Origin of the sequence: Pseudomonas nicosulfuronedens, assembly GCF_005877905.1 — a bacterium.
Taxonomy (GTDB): Bacteria; Pseudomonadota; Gammaproteobacteria; order Pseudomonadales; family Pseudomonadaceae; genus Pseudomonas; species Pseudomonas nicosulfuronedens.
This window is the reverse complement of sequence record NZ_SWDV01000013.1, coordinates 188,915-204,908: the sequence shown is the minus strand read 5'-3', so window position 1 is coordinate 204,908 and position 15,994 is coordinate 188,915. Positions and strand designations below refer to the sequence as shown.

At 66.1% G+C, this 15,994-nt stretch carries 13 protein-coding genes; 4 read left to right on the top strand and 9 right to left on the bottom strand.

Annotated elements, in window-relative coordinates:
• Nucleotides 1-231: 231 nt before the first annotated feature.
• The 3 genes from FAS41_RS13805 to FAS41_RS13795 all read left to right on the top strand — a co-directional run bounded on the left by FAS41_RS13805 (nt 232) and on the right by FAS41_RS13795 (nt 3,127).
• The gene (locus FAS41_RS13805) at nt 232-1,617 is read left to right on the top strand and encodes an NAD(P)/FAD-dependent oxidoreductase (protein ID WP_138523107.1); all 1,386 of its coding nucleotides are present in this window, start codon (nt 232-234) and stop codon (nt 1,615-1,617) included.
• A gap of 11 nt (nt 1,618-1,628) precedes the next feature.
• Nucleotides 1,629-1,988: a cupin domain-containing protein gene (locus FAS41_RS13800; protein WP_138523105.1), complete on the top strand. Its 360-nt coding sequence runs from the start codon at nt 1,629-1,631 to the stop codon at nt 1,986-1,988.
• A gap of 314 nt (nt 1,989-2,302) precedes the next feature.
• Nucleotides 2,303-3,127, top strand: a complete 825-nt coding sequence (locus FAS41_RS13795; protein ID WP_138523103.1) for a lytic transglycosylase domain-containing protein — start codon at nt 2,303-2,305, stop codon at nt 3,125-3,127.
• Between the two features lie 198 nt (nt 3,128-3,325).
• Here the strand turns inward: FAS41_RS13795 and FAS41_RS13790 are convergent, their stop codons facing one another.
• The 6 genes from FAS41_RS13790 to FAS41_RS13765 form a co-directional block, all read right to left on the bottom strand.
• Entirely contained in the window at nt 3,326-4,432 is a 1,107-nt protein-coding gene (locus FAS41_RS13790) for an arginase family protein (protein WP_246084871.1), read from the bottom strand.
• 92 nt (nt 4,433-4,524) lie between these two features.
• Nucleotides 4,525-5,676, bottom strand: coding sequence for a M24 family metallopeptidase (locus FAS41_RS13785; protein WP_138523099.1), 1,152 nt, complete (start codon nt 5,674-5,676; stop codon nt 4,525-4,527).
• A gap of 90 nt (nt 5,677-5,766) precedes the next feature.
• Complete coding sequence (locus tag FAS41_RS13780; RefSeq protein ID WP_138523097.1) at nt 5,767-6,609, bottom strand: ABC transporter permease; 843 nt, start codon at nt 6,607-6,609, stop codon at nt 5,767-5,769.
• Entirely contained in the window at nt 6,606-7,457 is an 852-nt protein-coding gene (locus tag FAS41_RS13775) for an ABC transporter permease (RefSeq protein WP_138523095.1), read from the bottom strand. Before FAS41_RS13775 ends, FAS41_RS13780 begins: the two co-directional genes overlap by 4 nt.
• Before the next feature lies 1 nt (nt 7,458).
• Nucleotides 7,459-8,592, bottom strand: a complete 1,134-nt coding sequence (locus tag FAS41_RS13770; RefSeq protein ID WP_138523093.1) for an ABC transporter substrate-binding protein — start codon at nt 8,590-8,592, stop codon at nt 7,459-7,461.
• A 39-nt stretch (nt 8,593-8,631) separates the two neighbouring features.
• Nucleotides 8,632-9,711 (bottom strand): ABC transporter ATP-binding protein, encoded by a 1,080-nt coding sequence (locus FAS41_RS13765; protein WP_138523091.1) that lies wholly within the window; start codon nt 9,709-9,711, stop codon nt 8,632-8,634.
• A gap of 131 nt (nt 9,712-9,842) precedes the next feature.
• Here FAS41_RS13765 and FAS41_RS13760 point away from each other — a divergent pair, with 131 nt between their 5' ends.
• Nucleotides 9,843-10,736 (top strand): LysR family transcriptional regulator, encoded by an 894-nt coding sequence (locus tag FAS41_RS13760; protein WP_138523089.1) that lies wholly within the window; start codon nt 9,843-9,845, stop codon nt 10,734-10,736.
• Between the two features lie 261 nt (nt 10,737-10,997).
• Here the strand turns inward: FAS41_RS13760 and FAS41_RS13755 are convergent, their stop codons facing one another.
• The 3 genes from FAS41_RS13755 to FAS41_RS13745 are packed head-to-tail and all read right to left on the bottom strand — an operon-like array spanning nt 10,998 to nt 15,982.
• Nucleotides 10,998-13,433 (bottom strand): efflux RND transporter permease subunit, encoded by a 2,436-nt coding sequence (locus FAS41_RS13755; protein ID WP_138523087.1) that lies wholly within the window; start codon nt 13,431-13,433, stop codon nt 10,998-11,000.
• Nucleotides 13,434-13,492: 59 nt separating this feature from the next.
• Nucleotides 13,493-14,569 (bottom strand): WD40/YVTN/BNR-like repeat-containing protein, encoded by a 1,077-nt coding sequence (locus tag FAS41_RS13750; RefSeq protein WP_138523085.1) that lies wholly within the window; start codon nt 14,567-14,569, stop codon nt 13,493-13,495.
• 54 nt (nt 14,570-14,623) lie between these two features.
• Nucleotides 14,624-15,982, bottom strand: a complete 1,359-nt coding sequence (locus tag FAS41_RS13745) for a DUF1329 domain-containing protein (protein WP_138523083.1) — start codon at nt 15,980-15,982, stop codon at nt 14,624-14,626.
• Nucleotides 15,983-15,994: the final 12 nt, after the last annotated feature.

The following is a 15,994-nucleotide window of genomic DNA, read 5'->3' as shown; positions in this document are numbered from 1 at the left end:
CGTGAGTAGCGGCGCTGGCCGGATCGGGCTGGTAGGTCGCGCCTTCGAGCGTGGCACTCCAGCCCTGTTCTTCGCTCATTGTTTTCCCCTGCCGGTCTCGGCCGGCTTTTCCTGCTCCGGGCGTGCCCGCAGAAAGCGTTGGAGCGTATGCCTGGCCCCCGGAAGCGATTACAAAACTCGGACGCGGCCCGAAGACCGCTTTTTCTTCCGACATTCTGCCGGAGTTTTCCGATGACATCCGCCCTTCTTGCGCACACCACTCCCCGACCCTTCTGGCTCGACACCCTCGATCCTGCTGCTGCCGCACCGGCGCTGGAAGCGGATCTACGCTTCGACCTGGTGGTGGTAGGCGGCGGCTTCACCGGTCTCTGGACTGCCCTGCACGCCCGTCAGCGCTGGCCCGGCGCGAGCATCGCAGTGGTCGAGGCGCGACGCTGCGGCGGCGAGGCCAGCGGGCGCAATGGCGGCTTCTGCGCACCGAGTATTTCTCACGGTGTAGGCAATGCCCTGCGCCGCTGGCCGGAAGAAGCCGAAACCCTGGTACGCCTGGGCCGTCAGAACCTCGATGAATTCGAGGCGGACCTCAAGCGCTTCGGCATGAATGTGGAGTTCGAGCGCCGCGGCAAGCTCAGCGTCGCCGCCCAGCCCTGGCAGGTCGACGGCCTGCGTGGCATGCAGCGCAACTATGAGCGTTTCGGTATCGAGTCCGCTTTTCTCGACAAGGCGCAGTTGGCCGGAAAGCTGGACTCGCCCGCCTACCAGGCCGGCGTGTTCGAGCCCAACTATGCGCTGCTCAACCCGGCGAAGATGGCCGCTGAGCTGCGCCGCGTCTGCCGGGAGCAGGGCATCGAGCTGTTCGAGAATACCCCCGTGCACGAGCTGCACCAGCGCGGCGACCGCCTGCTGCTGCGCTGCGACCGTGGCGAACTGGAGGCCGGGCAGATCGCCCTGGCGACCAACATTGCCCCGCCGCTGCTTGGCCACCTGAATTCCAGCGTGATCCCGGTGTACGACTACTCGCTGGTCACCCAGCCGCTCAGCGACGAACAGCTGCGCGCCATCGGCTGGGTCGATCGCTACGGCATCGCCGATGCCGGCAACCAGTTCCACTACCTGCGCAAGACCGCCGACAACCGCATCCTCTGGGCCGGCTTCGACGCCATCTACCATTTCGGCAGCCGCCGCGACGAATCCCTGACCCAGCGCCCGGAAAGCTTCGAACGCCTGGCCGGGCAGTTCCGCGAGGCCTTCCCGCAGCTTGGCCCGGTGCAGTTCAGCCATGCCTGGGGCGGCATCATCGACACCTCGGCGCGTACCACGCTGTTCACCGGTTGCGTGCTCGGCGGGCGCGTCGCCTACGCGCTGGGTTTCACCGGCCAGGGCGTCTCCGCCAGCCGTTTCGCCGCCTTGAACATGCTCGATCAACTGGGTGGCGAGCGCACCGAGCGCACCGAACTACGCATGACCTCGCAGAAGCCCTTCCCCTTCCCGCCCGAGCCGCTGCGCTACCTCGGCGTACGCCTGGCCCAGCGCTCGCTGGCCAAGGAAGACCGCAACGGCCGCCGCGACCTGCTGCTCAAGACCTTCGATGCCTTCGGCATCGGTTTCGATTCCTGATGGAGAACTTCATGCCCACCCTGCCCCGCCATGTCATCGACTTCGCCAACCCCGAGCTCGCCCCGCAGGAACGCGAGATCAACGACCCGGCCATCGTCGATGCGCCTTACCAGAGCCGCAGCTGGCGGCACTTTGCGGCACCGGAAAAGAGCGCCATCGCCGGCATCTGGGAGGCCGGCGTGCACCTGGAGCGTTGCGAGTGCGACTACGACGAGCTGTGCCACATCCTCGAAGGCACCGTACGCCTGACCGATACCGACGGCGTGGCGAAGACCTTCGGCCCGGGGGATTCCTTCGTGGTCGCGGCGGGGTTCAAGGGCACCTGGGAAAACCTCACGCCGGTGCGCAAGGTCTATTTCATTCTCGGGTGACTTCAGTGTTTGCCGACTGTTCGCGAGCAAGCTCGCGAACAGCCTGAAAACCGGCATCACCGGTGACGACTCTGACCTGCCTCTACTCCGCCCCCAAACCTGCTTCCTCAGCGCAAACCTACGCCACGCTCCTCAGCCCCCGCTGGCCGTACGTCCCCCAAAGCTCCACCGCCGTTTGAAAGGGCTATAACTAGCGAAACGAAACGGCAGGTCGGCAGGCTCCCCCCTGCAGCGACAGCCTCTATTGGCGTTTCCCCCTTGCATGGATCAGGTACTCCCGAGCCTGATCGGCGCCCGCGGCGCGGAGCGGTTTGATGAGTTCCAGAACCTGGCGATGGGCTCGCAGGAGCCTTCCTGGCTGCATCGGACTGGCATTGCTGGTCGCTCCGCTCTACGCCAGCGCCCTGTTCAGGTGCCAGGCCCGCGACGGGACCGTCAGCCACACCAGCCACGCCGTTGCCGGCGCGCACTGCACGCTTCAGAACGGCAAGACTGGCCAGACCGGCAAGACGAGTGCGACTGCTGGCGCCAGGTCAAAGGCCGCGCCAGCAGCCGCACGCGGGGACGATCCGGGCTCAGGACGGGTTCGGGTCTACACCTTCGTCCACAAGGGTGTCCGCCAGTATGTCAGTCGACGTCCTGTCGGGATCTCCGCGCGGGTCGATGTGATCGATGTGTATTACATCAAGGGTTGCTACCTGTGCATGGCGCCGAAGGATTTCAACGTCGCCACGCTGCGCCTCGACACCCGCTCCTATCGCCGGGAAATCGAGGCCGCCTCACTGCGCTACGGCGTCGACAGGGCGCTGGTCCGCGCGGTGATCCATGCCGAATCGGCGTTCCAGCCCAACGCCATTTCCATTGCCGGTGCCCAGGGGCTGATGCAGTTGATGCCCGATACCGCCGAGCGCTTCAACGTCAGCGATCCGTTCGATGCGCGGCAGAACATCCGCGGCGGCGTGCGCTATCTGGCCTGGCTGCTCAAGCGCTTCAATGGCAACCAGCGGCTGGCGCTGGCCAGCTACAACGCCGGGGAGATGACCGTCGACAAGTACAACGGCATCCCTCCCTACGCCGAGACGCAAACCTACGTCGCCCGCGTGCAGTCCCTGACCGAGCGCTATCGCAATCATCCGTAGACGGTGGGGTCAGCGGGGGTTCGCGAGCAAGCTCGCTCCTACAGAAAGCACGCCGAAGCTCGCCCGTGGGTGTAGGAGCGAGCTTGCTCGCGAACCGCGTTGATGGGACGTAGGGCGCATAACCTGGAACAGGTTATCCGCCGGCTTTTCGGCGGACAACGCGGACGCGTTATACGCCCTACGAAAGGCACCAGGGTTTCAGCCGAACTTCCACCCCGCCGACGCCAGTCGCGTATCCAAGGCGGCGAGGTCGGCTTCGACCCGTGCCGCAGGCTCCGGCATATACGCCAGCGGATCGGGCAGCGTGGACGACTCACCGAGGAAGCCTTCCGTCGCCGCATGCAGGCAGTAGGCGCTGTAGGCCGGGTTATAGCCCCCCTCCTGCACCACCAGCAGTCTTCCCTGGCAGAGCTCGTCGGCCAGTGCGCGGGCACGACGGGCCAGGCGATTGAAGCCTTGCATGGTCACCAGTTGGCGGCCGTTGGGGTCGAACTGAGAGGCATCCAGGCCATTGGCGATGATCAGCAGGTCCGGCTTGAAGGCGCGCAACGCCGGCTCGACGAAGCGGCTGAAGACCATCTCGTAGAGCTGGTCGCCCGAGCCCATGGGCAGTGGCAGGTTGAGGTTGCTGCCAAGCCCCGCGCCATAGCCACGCTCATCCACCGCGCCGGTCTGCGGGTGGCTCGGCCCCCAGGCGCCGTGGTCCATGTGCAGCGACACGGTGAACACCGACGGATCATCGTAGAACCCCTCCTGGGTGCCATTGCCGTGGTGCACGTCCCAGTCGACGATGGCAACGCGTTCGAGACCGGCCGCCTGGGCTGCGCGCGCGGCGATCCCGGCATGGTTGAAGAAGCAGTAGCCGTCCGCCATCGCCGGCGCCGCATGGTGGCCCGGCGGGCGCACCAGGGCCATGGCCGGGTTGCCGCTGGCCAGTACGCTTTCCAGCGCCGCCAGGCTGGTGCCGGCGGCGGCCAACAATCCGCCAAGGCTGCCCGCAGCCATCAGCGTGGTGCTGCTGAAGCGCTTGCCCTGGGCATCCGCCTCGAAGATGCCGCGCAGGTAATCGGCATCGTGGAAGCCCAGCAACTCCTCTTCGCTGGCATGGCGACCTTCATGCCAGCGCAGCGAGCCGGCCACCGGCCCGCGCTGGAGGATGGCGCGCATGTTCAGCAGCCGCGGATTGCTCTCCGGGTGCTGCAGCTGCTCGGCCAGCAGGTCGCTGGGCGGCGCCTCGAACACGCCGGCGGCAGTGTCGTGGCGCAGCACGTCGTCGTGCCAGAAAACATCCATCGTATGACTCATCAGAAGCCCTCGGTTTCCATCACTGCGCCCATAGGCGCAGACACGCAACACGGCTTCGCCCCCGGCCTACGCGGACCGGGGGCGAACCTCCATCAGTCGATAATGGTCAGCTCGGGCGGTATCTCCGACAGGCTCACCGAACCTTTCTCGCCACACAGCACGGTGTCGCCGAGCTTGATACCGAAGCCTTCGTTGTACAAGGACAGGTTGGGTTCGATGGAGAACGACATGTTCGGCTGGAACACGTGGTCGTCGGCCTCGTCCACCATCATTGCTTCCAGCCAGGTCGGCGGGTACGCAAGACCGAGGCTGTAGCCGATGCGGTGCACGCGGGTGCGCGAGAGGTCGATGCGGTCGAGGATCTGGTTGCACACGCGGTTGGCCTCGCCCACCGGGGTGCCCGGCTTGGCGATCTCGATGGCGGCGTTGAAGGCCTCGGTGAGCAGGGTCGCCACTTCCTTCACCCGCGGGCTGGGTTTGCCGATTACAGCGGTGCGCATGAGGATGGCGTGGTAGCGGTTGCACACGCCGGCGTGTTCGAGGATCACCACGTCGCCGTGGCTGATGGTCTGACGGTGCGGCATGGCGTGGGTCATGGTGCTGCGGCGGCCGGTGGCGCACATCGGGCTGATCGCCGAGTACTCGCTGCCAGCGCGGCCCAGAGCGTTGGCGACGATGCCCGCTACTTCCACCTCGGAAATGCCCGGACGCAGTGCCTCGAAGGCGGCCAGCATGCCCTGGTCGGCCATGCGAGCGGCGCTGCGCTGGTATTCGATTTCCTCGGCAGTCTTGATCAGGCGATTCTCCGCGACCAGCGGGCCGGCGTCTTCGAAGCGGGCTTCGGGCATGTAGCCCAGCAGCGCGTTGTATTGTGCCGGGGAGAAGGTCGAGGCAGTCATTTCCAGGCCGATGCGCGCCTGGCTCAGGCCCGCCTGGGCGAGCACGTCGGCGACGATCTTCAGCGGGTCCTGCTTGGCGATGTCATAGAAGATCGCCTCGTTGATGCACGACAGCTCCCAGGTGCAGGGCTCTTCGCTGGTGCGGGTGAGGAACACCGGTTCCGCCAGCTTGGGCGAGATGATCAGCGCCTGGTACCAGAGGAAACCCAGGCTGTCGAAGCCGGTCAGGTAGTTGATGTTGTCCGGGTAGTTGACCACCAGGGCATCCAGGCCACGGTCGGCCATGCGGCGTTTGACGGCTTCGACGCGTTGACGGTAGGTGCGAGCGGGGAAAGCAGTAAGCATGGGGATTCCCTCCTCAGGGACAAGGTGCAAGCGATACAGGCGTTTTTGTTTGGGGCCGCCATCCAGCGGCCATATGCGGGGTTAAAACAGTCAGCTGGGTGGCTGGTGCCGCGCCAGGTACAGGCGCACCAGCATCACCACCAGGGTGAGGACGATCATCAGGGTGGACACGGCGGCAATCGCCGGATCGAGGTTGTAGCGCAGGCCGTCCCAGATGCGCTTGGGCAGCGTCACCACGTTCAGGCCGCTGGTGAACAGGGTCACCACCACTTCTTCCCAGGACATCACGAAGCCCATGAAGAAGCCGCCGGCCACGCCGCCGCGCACGTTGGGCAGCAGCACGTTCCACAGCGTCGGCCAGAGCCCGGCGCCAAGGGAGCGTGACGCCTTGTAGAGGCTCTGGTCGAGCCGCGCGTAGACCACCAGCAGGGCGATCACCGAGTACGGCAGCGCCATCAGCAGATGGCCGAAGCCAACACCCAGCAGGCTGTCGAGTACGCCCAGGCGCGCATCGAGGTAGTAGATCGACATGGCCGAGACCACCTGCGGCACGATCATCGGCAACAGCACGATCGCCGTCAGCAAGGTGCGGTGCCGGCGCTGCAGCCAGATGCCGGTGGCGAACAGGAAGGCCAGCGCCGTGGACAGCGCGCCGACCACCAGCGCCAGGCCGAGGCTCTGCAGGATCGACACCAGCCAGGCGCCGTCGAACAGCGTCGCGTAGTGGCGCAGCGACCAGTCGCCGTCCGGGAAGGCCAGGTAGCGCTGGTTGCCGAACGACAGCGGGACGATCACCAGAATCGGCAGCAGCAGGAACAGAGCCGACAACGACAGGGCGAGCCAGGACAGCCAGCGGCCGACCGGCGGGCGTGGCAGTTGCGGCTTTTTCACGCCCTTGGGCATGGCGGAGAGATAGGTTCCCTGCGGGGTCACAGCTCAGTCCTCCCGAGCAGGCGGCGGTAGCCGATGAGTTGTCCGAACAGCAGCGCGCAACCGACCACCAGCAGCATCAGCACGATGCTCAGCGCCGCGCCCAGGCCCCAGTTGGACAGCTGGAACATCTGCACGTAGATGTACTCCGCAAGCATCGCCGCCTTGCCACCACCCAGCAGCGCCGGCGTGACGAAGCAACCGAGGCTGAAGACGAAGACGATGGCCGATGCAGCAACCACACCTGGCAGGGTCAGCGGGATGAAGATGTCCTTGAGCGTCTGCCAGTGGCTGGCGCCCAGGCTGCTGGAGGCCCGCAGCAGGCTGTCGTCCACCTGTTTGAGCGAGGACAACAGCGGCAGCACTGCATACGGCACCATGAAGTGCACCATGCCGATCAGCGCGCCCAGTTCGTTGCGCACCAGCGGTGGCGGCGCATCGAACCAGCCCGTGGCCATCAGCCCCTGGCTGACCAGCCCACCGTTGCGCAACAGCACCAGCCAGGCGAAGGCGCGGATCAGCATCGACAGCCAGAACGGCAGCAGCACGAACAGCTCGATCAGCTGCCGGCCGCGTGGTGTCGCGAAACGCCAGCGGTAGGCGATCAGGTAGGCGATGGCGACGCTGATCGCGGTCGTCAGCAGGCAGATGCGCAGGGTGCGCCAGATCACCGCCTGCAGGTTGGCGTTGTCTGCGATGGCCGCGTAGTTCTGTGTGCCCCACTCCGGCAGGCTGAAGCTCCAGCCCAGCACGCCGAGGGTCGGCAGCAGGTAGCCGACCACCACCAGCAAGGGCAGCGGCAGGATCAGCAGGCCGTAGACCGGCAGCACGCCCGGTGCGAAACGTCGCATCTCAGCCACCGATCAGCGCCAGGTAGCGCTCCAGGGTTTCGCCGTAGTGCTCGGCGTGCCACTTGTTGTTCAGCGACACCTGCTTCTTCAGGTTGTCCGGCGCAGTGGGATTGATCGCCTGCAACTGCGCACTGAGCAGGTCGTTGGCCTTGAGGTTCACCGGGCCCATGTTGTAGACCTCCATGAGCTTTGCCTGCACCTCCGGTCGCAGCGCATAGGCGATGAAGTCCATGGCCGCCTTGGCTCCGGCCGGGTTGCCCTTGGGCACCATCCACACCGAGGGCGAGACGATACCGCCATCGAAGCTCCAGTCGATCTTGCCGGCGGTGTCGTTCTTCACCAGCTCCGCGCGGGTATGCCACATCTGCGCCATGCTCACTTCGCCATCGCGGATCAGCTGCTGCGACTCGGCGCCGGTGGACCAGTGGGTGGCGATGTGCGGCAGCAGCTCCTCGATCTTGCGCAGGGCGCGGTCCACATCCAGCGGGTAAAGCTGCTCCGGCGACACGCCGTCGGCCAGCAGCGCGCACTCCAGGTTGGCGCTCATCCACTTGTAGAGGGTGCGCTTGCCCGGGTACTTCTTCACGTCCCAGAAGTCGGCCCAGGACTTGGGCGGGTTCTTGCCGAACTGCTCGTGGTCGTAGCCGATCACGTAGCTGTAGGTGTAGTTGGCGAGGCCGAAGTCATGCACGTCGCCATAGCCGATCAGCGACTTGTCGACGATGCCGTAGTCGATGGGGGTGAGGAACTTGTCCTTGCCCAGGCGGTAGGACGAATACATCTCGCCGTCGCACACATCCCAGCGCACCGCGCCGCTGCTCACCTGGGTCTTCAGCGCACCTTCGGTGGGGCCGCTGCCGTCCACTTTCAGGGTCAGGCCGGCAACCTGGTCGAAGCCGCCGAAGCTCTTCTCGAAGGCCGGCACCGCGTCGCCGCCCCAGTTGGCCAGCACAAGGTTGCCGCCCGCAGCGAAAGCACGGCTGCCGGCACCGAAAGGCAAGGCGCTGGCAGCAGCAAGCAGTAGCAGGCTGCGGTTGAAATCGCGGCGGCTGATGCCGGCGCGCTCGCTTTTTTCAGCGGCGACTTCGATGGCGTCTTCGATGAAGCCTTGGCCTGCTTTTGGATAATCGCTCATGTGATTGCTCCCCGATGGTTTGTTTTCGTTATGCGTGGGTCAGGCAGACAACAGGTGGCAGTGCTGCGGCGACCAGCTGCACCAGTAGCGCTGGCCGCTGCGCAGCTCGCCCAGCAGCGGGTGCGACACCGGCAGGCGCAGGTCCAGGCGTTCGCCCTGCTCCAGGGTCAGTTCGAGATTGACGTGGGCGCCCTGGTAGGTGGCGCTGCCAGCCGTGGCGCAGAGGCCGTTGTCGCGGCCGGCGTCCTGCAACGGGCGCAGGTCGATGTGCTCCGGGCGCACCGCCAGCCAGCTCTTGCCGCCCTGGCTGGCCTGGACCGAATAGGCCGCCCGCAGGCGCTGGCCACGGAAATCACAGAGTGTGGCCTCTGCCTCGCGGCCCACCACGCCGACTTCCAGCAGGTTGGTATCGCCGAGGAAGTTGGCGACGAAGCGGCTGGCCGGACGCTCGTAGACCTCACGCGGAGTGCCGAGCTGTTCCAGGCGGCCCTTGTTGAACACGGCGATGCGGTCGGAAAGTGCCAGCGCTTCTTCCTGGTCGTGGGTGACGAAGACGAAGGTGGTGCCGAAGTCCTTGTGCATCCGCGCCAGCTCGCCCTGCATCTCCTGGCGCAGGCGGCGGTCGAGGGCGGACAGCGGCTCATCGAGCAGCAGCAGTCTGGGCTTGAACACCAGTGCGCGGGCCAGCGCCACGCGCTGCTGCTGGCCACCGGAGAGCTGGGCAATGCCGCGATTGCCCATGCCGCCCAGGCCGACGCGTTCCAGCACGTCCGCCACTCGGCGCTCGATCTCGGCGTCCGGCACCTTGCGGATACGCAGCGGGTAGGCAACGTTCTGCGCCACACTCATGTGCGGGAACAGCGCATAGCCCTGGAACACCACGCCGAAGTCACGGGCATCCGGCGCCAGGTGGGTGATGTCGCGGCCGTCCATCTCGATGCGCCCTTCGCTGGGCTCGACGAAGCCGGCGAGCATCATCAGCGTGGTGCTCTTGCCCGAGCCCGAAGGGCCGAGCAGCGTGAGGAATTCGCCCTGGCGGATGCTCAGGCTGAGGTCGCTCAGGACCTGCAGGTTGCCGTAGCGCTTGCCCAGGCCGAGCAAGTCGACGAAATGCTGCATGGCGGATCTCCAGCCGTTTTTTCTTGTTGATCGGTGTTGGCTTGGGCTCATCTTCTGTGCAAATTTAACTAACGACAATTCAATAGATTTCCGCCTGAATCGTTAGTCAAATTCACGAAAGAAGGTCCCTCATGCGTCAGAACAGTGCGTTCCGCCTGCCCTCTCTCATTGCCCTGCGCGCTTTCGAGGCGCTGGTCCGCCAGGGCAGCATCAGCCGCGCGGCGCTGGAGCTGCACGTCACCCATGGGGCGGTCAGTCACCAGGTGAAGAAGCTGGAAGAAGAGCTGGGCGTGGCGCTGGTGGAACGCCAGGGCAAGGGCGTCAAGCTGACCCCGGCCGGGCGCCAGCTGAGCCAGCAGATCAGCAGCGCCTTCGACCAGCTGCGCGACATCCGCCGCGCGCTGCCCACCGAGGAACCCGCCGGCGAGCTTCGCATCGCCTGCGCCCCGGCGTTGTTGGCGCGGGTGTCATCGCTGCTGGAGAAATTCCTGCGCAACTATCAGGAGGTCGCCCTGCACCTGCTGCCGATGAGTAGCGACCTGGGCCAGGTGGACATGGTGATCTCCTTCGGCGAGACGCACATCGAAGGCCAGCGCTTCGCCGCGCTGGGTGACATCCGCTACTTCCCGGTGTGCAGCCCGCGCCTGCTCAACACCCAGGAACACCTGCGCAAGCCGCGCGACCTGGCGCGCCAGGTACTGCTGCACGAGGACGACGGTTTCGACTGGAGCCGCTACTTCCTCGCCGCCGGCGTGCCCGGCCTGCAAGCACGGCAGAATGTCTTCCTGCCCGACGCCTACCTGACCATCCGTTCCGCGCTGGCCGGCGGCGGCGTGACCATCAGCGACCATATCCTCGCTGGCGAGGAGCTGGCCGAAGGCCGCCTGGTGCGCCTGTTCGACATCGACTTCCCGGCACCCCACCCCTACTTCCTGATCATCCCGCCCCACGGCAACCAGGCCCTGGCACGGGAGTTCGCCGATTGGCTGCTGCATGAGCTGGAGGCGATTCCGGCGTTTGATTGAGTGGCAAGATGCTCTCGTAGGATGGCGTGGAGCGCAGCGATACCCATCGATTTCGTGCACGGACAGCATGGGTATCGCTTCGCTCCACCCATCCTACGTACTGGCAGCGATTCCGGCGTTTGATTGATGACCGCATAGCCGCGTGGTCCGGTGATGGGCCAGTTCGCGAGCAAGCTCGCTCCTACGAAGAGCACCATGGCGCACCCTGTAGGAGCGAGCTTGCTCGCGAACAAATATCCGCAGCGGCGGGCGGCTATGTCATCAGAGCTTCTTCCCACCCAGCAGGAAATGCGACAACGCCGGAATCAGTATCAACGCCCCGAGCATGTTCCAGAGGAACATGAAGGTCAGCAGAATCCCCATGTCCGCCTGGAACTTGATCGGCGACCAGGCCCAGGTAATCACGCCCGCCGCCAGGGTCACGCCGACCAGCGCCACCACCTTACCGGTGAAGGCCACGGCCTGCTGGTAGGCCACCGACAGCGGCAAACCTGCCCGCTGCATCTGCAGCTGCACGCTGAGCAGATACAACGCGTAATCCACCCCGATCCCCACGCCCAGTGCGATCACCGGCAGCGTGGCGACCTTCACGCCGATGCCCATCACCACCATCAGCGCCTCGCAGAGGATCGAGGTGAGCACCAGCGGCAACAGCGCCACCAGCGTCGCGCGCCAGCTGCGGAAGGTGATCAGGCAGAAGATGCCCACCGCCGCATAGACGTAGAACAACATGCGATGGTTGGCCTCGCGCACCACGCGGTTGGTCGCTGCCTCGATGCCCGCGCTGCCGGCGGCCAGGAGGAACTGGCGGTCCGGCGTACTGTTGGCGCGGGCGAAGTTCTCAGCGATGCCGGCCACCTCGTCCAGGGTCTGCGCCTTGTGGTCCTTGAGGAAGGCGATCACCGGCATCAGCGAGCACTCGGTGTTGAACAGCTCCGGGGTGTTCACCGAGGCCTGCTGGGCGGCGTAGTTGAGCACATCCTGGTTGCGCTGCAGGCTGGCGAACTTGGGGTTGCCCTCGTAGGTGCCGGCGGTGATCTGGCGGACCGCGTTGACCAGCGAAGTGGTGGCCTGCACGCCGTCGTGTTGTTGTAGCGCCCAGCCCAGGCGGTCGGCGAGGATCAACGTGCGGTAGTTCAGGCAGCCTTCCGGCGCGGTCTTCACCATCACTGCGAAGAGGTCGCTGGAGAGCGCGTAATGGCTGGTGATGTAGGCATTGTCGCGGTTGTAGCGCGAGTCGGCGCGCAGCTCCGGCGCGCCGGCGTCGAGGTCGCCGATCTGCAGGTGCTGGCTGACCAGCAGGCCGCCCACCCCCAGCAGCGCTGCCACGGCCAGCGCGATGGTTGCCCAGCGACGCTCGGTGAAATGGTCCAGCAGCGCCCACAGCTTGCCGATGCCCTGCTGGCGGTCCACCTGGCGCTCCTCGCGCAAGGCACGCTCGGCGGCCCGCTGGCTGACGCCGACATAGGACAGCGCCACCGGCATCATCAGCAGTGAAGTGAAGATCAGCACCGCCACGCCGATGCTGGCGGCAATCGCCAGGTCCTGTATCACCGGGATGTCGATCAGCATCAGCACGGCGAAGCCCACGGCGTCGGACAGCAGCGCGGTGACGCCGGCCAGGAACAGGCGGCGGAAGGTGTTGCGCGCCGCCACCTGCTTGTGGGTGCCACGGCCGATGTCCTGCATGATGCCGTTCATCTTCTGGGTGGCGTGGGACACGCCGATGGCGAAGATCAGGAACGGCACCAGGATCGAATACGGGTCCAGTGCATAGCCCAGCCAGGCCACCAGGCCGAGCTGCCAGACCACCGCCAGCAGCGAGCAGCCGATCACCAGCAGGCTGCTGCGCAGGCAACGGGTGTAGAAGAGGATGATGACGAAGGCGGTGACCACTGCCAGGCCGAAGAACAGCATCACCCGCACCAGGCCGTCGATCAGATCTCCCACCAGCTTGGCAAAGCCGATCACATGCAGGCGCACCGGGCCCTTGCCCTCCTCGCCAGCGGCGAAGGGGCGGGCGTCGCCCAGGTATTCGTACTTCAGCCTCAGGTCGTCGAGGGCACGGGAGAACTCGCGGTAGTCGATGCCCTTGCCGGTGGCCGAGTCGCGATCGAGCAGCGGCACCACCAGCATGCTGGAGCGGAAGTCGTTGCCCACCAGGCTGCCGACGATACCGGCGCGGGCGATGTTCTGACGCAGCTGAGCGATGGACTCCGGTTTGCCGTCATAGCCGTCGGGCATTACCGGGCCGCCCTGGAAACCTTCCTCGGTGACCTCGGTCCAGCGCACCGCCGGGGACCACAGCGACTTCATCCAGGCGCGGTCGACGCCGTGGCTGAGGAACAACTGGTCGCTGATCTGCCGCAGGCTGTCGATGTAGGCCGGGTCGAAGATATCGCCGTCGGGGTTCTCCACCACCACCCGCACCGAGTTGCCCAGGCCGCGCAGCGCGGCGCGGTTGTCCAGGTAGTTGCGGATGTAGGGATCGCCGTGGGGGATCATCTTTTCAAAGGCCGGGCGCATCTCCAGGCGGGTCACGGCCATGTAGCCCAGCACCAGGGTGACCAGCGCGATCAGGGCGATGAACAGCGCGCGGTGGTTGAACACCAGGCGCTCCAGCAGGTTGCCGCTGTGGGTGTCGAAGTCCCGCAGTTCGCGGACTACAGGCATCTCGCCTTGCTTCAGGTCGACCATGAGGCTGTCTCTCTATCTCTTGTTCTTATGGTTCTTGAACGGGTGAGATACCGGTGCGCTCAGCGCACCGGTATCGCGTTCTCGCGGATACCGCGGGCGCCGACCAGCAGCAGCCGGCCGGGTCCGGCCACGGCGCCGCTGACGGGCAGGCGCTCGGCCAGGTCCAGGGTTCTGAAGCTGGCGCCACTGTCATCGCTGACCAGCCCCTGGCCGGCCTGGCTGAACAGGTACAGCCGGCCGTTGGCGTCGAAACTGGCGGCGGTCAGGCTCACCGGAAGGCCGGTATCCACGGCTGTCCAGCTTTCGCCGCCGTCGAGGCTGCGGATCGCGTGGCCGCGCAGGCCGTAGGCGAACACCAGGCCGGGCCGCGCGACAACGCCGAAAAAGCTGCCGGCGTAGGGCGACGGCAGGGCGACGAAACGCTGCTGTGGACTCTCCTGTCGAGCATCAAGGCGCAGCAGCAGGCCCTGCTCGCCAACGACGAACAGGTCATCGCCGCTCGCCGTCATGGCGGTCAGGTGCAGCGCCTGGGGATTGTCGATGCGGTGGTTCCAGGGTTCCCAGCTGAGCCCGCCGTCGGTGGTGTGCAGGATCAGGTTGAAGGCGCCAACCACGAAGCCTTCCTTCGCGTCGCGGAACCACAGATCGAGGAATGGCTTGTCGGCGCCCTCCTCCTTCAGCCGCTGAGCCTGGTTCAGCCAGGTGGCGTTGTCCGGCTGCGGGTGGGCGTTGTAGTAATCGATCATCAACTGGCCGATCTGCCGGCCGTCGAGCTGGCGCTGCCAGTGCAGGCCGCCATCGGCGCTGTGCAGGACCACGCCGTCGTGCCCGACGGCCCAGCCGTCCTGCGGCGTGGGGAAGCGCACGGCGGTCAGGTCGGAACTCACCGGCACCTCGGCCTGGCGCCAACTGCTGCCGCCGTCATCGGAATACAGGATGTGGCCACGCGCGCCCGCGCTGATCAGCCGGTTGCCGGCGCGGCTGATGGCCAGCAGCGGGACATGACTGGGGGCGTTGCTGTAAGCGGCAGGCAGGTCGAGCACATCGACGAAGCCACCCGCGTCGTCACCGGCATGGGCGCCGCCGGCCAGCAGCAAGGCGCCCAGGAGCAGCAGGCGCTTGAAGGGAATCTGCATGGAGCTTTCCTCGGGTAGAGCAGCGGCGGCCCCCGCCGGGGCCGCCGCCCGTGGTCAGCGGATGCCGCTGCCGGCCAGCGCCTCGGGGGACCACTGGGTCTTGGCCAGCGGATCGATGTAGGTGATGCCGCCGTACGGGCCGACCACGCCGTTGATGTTGTAGGAACCGGCGGTGAGGTCGTAGATCATGAACGGCGTGGCGTCCGGGATGCGCTTGTCGTAGCTCTGGCTGAGGAAGGCGAAGGAGCCGCGGTAGAGCTGGCCGCGGGCGTCGTACTGGTCGGAGGCCAGGGCCACCCAGCTGTCTTCGTCGAGGTAGAAGCGGCGCTTGGCGTAGATGTGTCGCGCCCCGGACTTCAGGGTGCCCTCGACGACCCACACGCGGTGTTTTTCCCAGCGAACGTAATCCGGCGAGAGGTGGTTGGGCGTGACCACCGGCTTGATGTCGCTGACGTAGGTCAGGCGGTAAGTGTTGTAGGGCACGATCATTTCCTGCTTGCCCACCAGCTTCCAGTCGTAGCGGTCCAGGGCACCGTTGAAGACGAACACGTCGTCGTAGGTGCCGGCACCGGCCATGCCGGGGTTCGGGGTGTCGTAGGCAAGGTTCGGCGCCAGCTTCACGCGGCGCTGGCCGGGCAGGTACTGCCAGGCGCGGCGCGGCTGCTGCAACGGGTTGGCGGCGTCCTTGAGCATCATCGCCTCGCCGGCGCGGCGGGCCGGGCCGCTGTAGTACAGCTTCATCTGGTAGTAGACCTCGGAGCCCTTCACCGGCTGGGTGAGGTCTTCGTACACCGGGTAGTTGATGAAGGCCTGGCCGGTGGTGGCGAGGTTGGCACTGCCGGAGGCGTCAACGTTCCAGGAGTCGTACTTGGCCTTGATGTTCACGCCCTGATAGCGCAACAGGAAGTTCCACATGGCTTCGGCGCCGCTCTGCGGAATCGGGAACGGTACGCCCGGCAGTGCGTTGTCGATGGCGGTACCGCCTTCCAGCGATTGGGCGGTGACGGCGTTCTTCTTGCTGTTCTCCAGCACGGTATCCGGCAGCGCGGCGCTGCGGTGGGTCGGGTAGACATCGACGCGGAAGCTCGGATAGCGCTTGGCCAGTTCCACGGTCGTGGCGCTGAGCTGGTTCTTGTACTGCTCGACGTTCTTGCCGTCGATCACCAGCAATGGCTTTTCACCGGCAAACGGGTCCGGACGCATGCTGTCGCCGGCCTTGAACCCGGCCGGGGCGCTGGTCAGGCCGCCGCTGTAAGCGGGAATCGCGCCGTCGCTGCTGGCGGCCTTCTCGGCGCCGACCAGGGTCAGGGTGCTGCCCAGCTGGGCAGCATCCTGCGGGGAAACGGCGGCCTGGGCCAGGCCGCAGAGGCTCAGGCCGAGGGCGGTGGCGATCAGGGTGGGTTTGAAGTTCATGCTGTGTTTCTC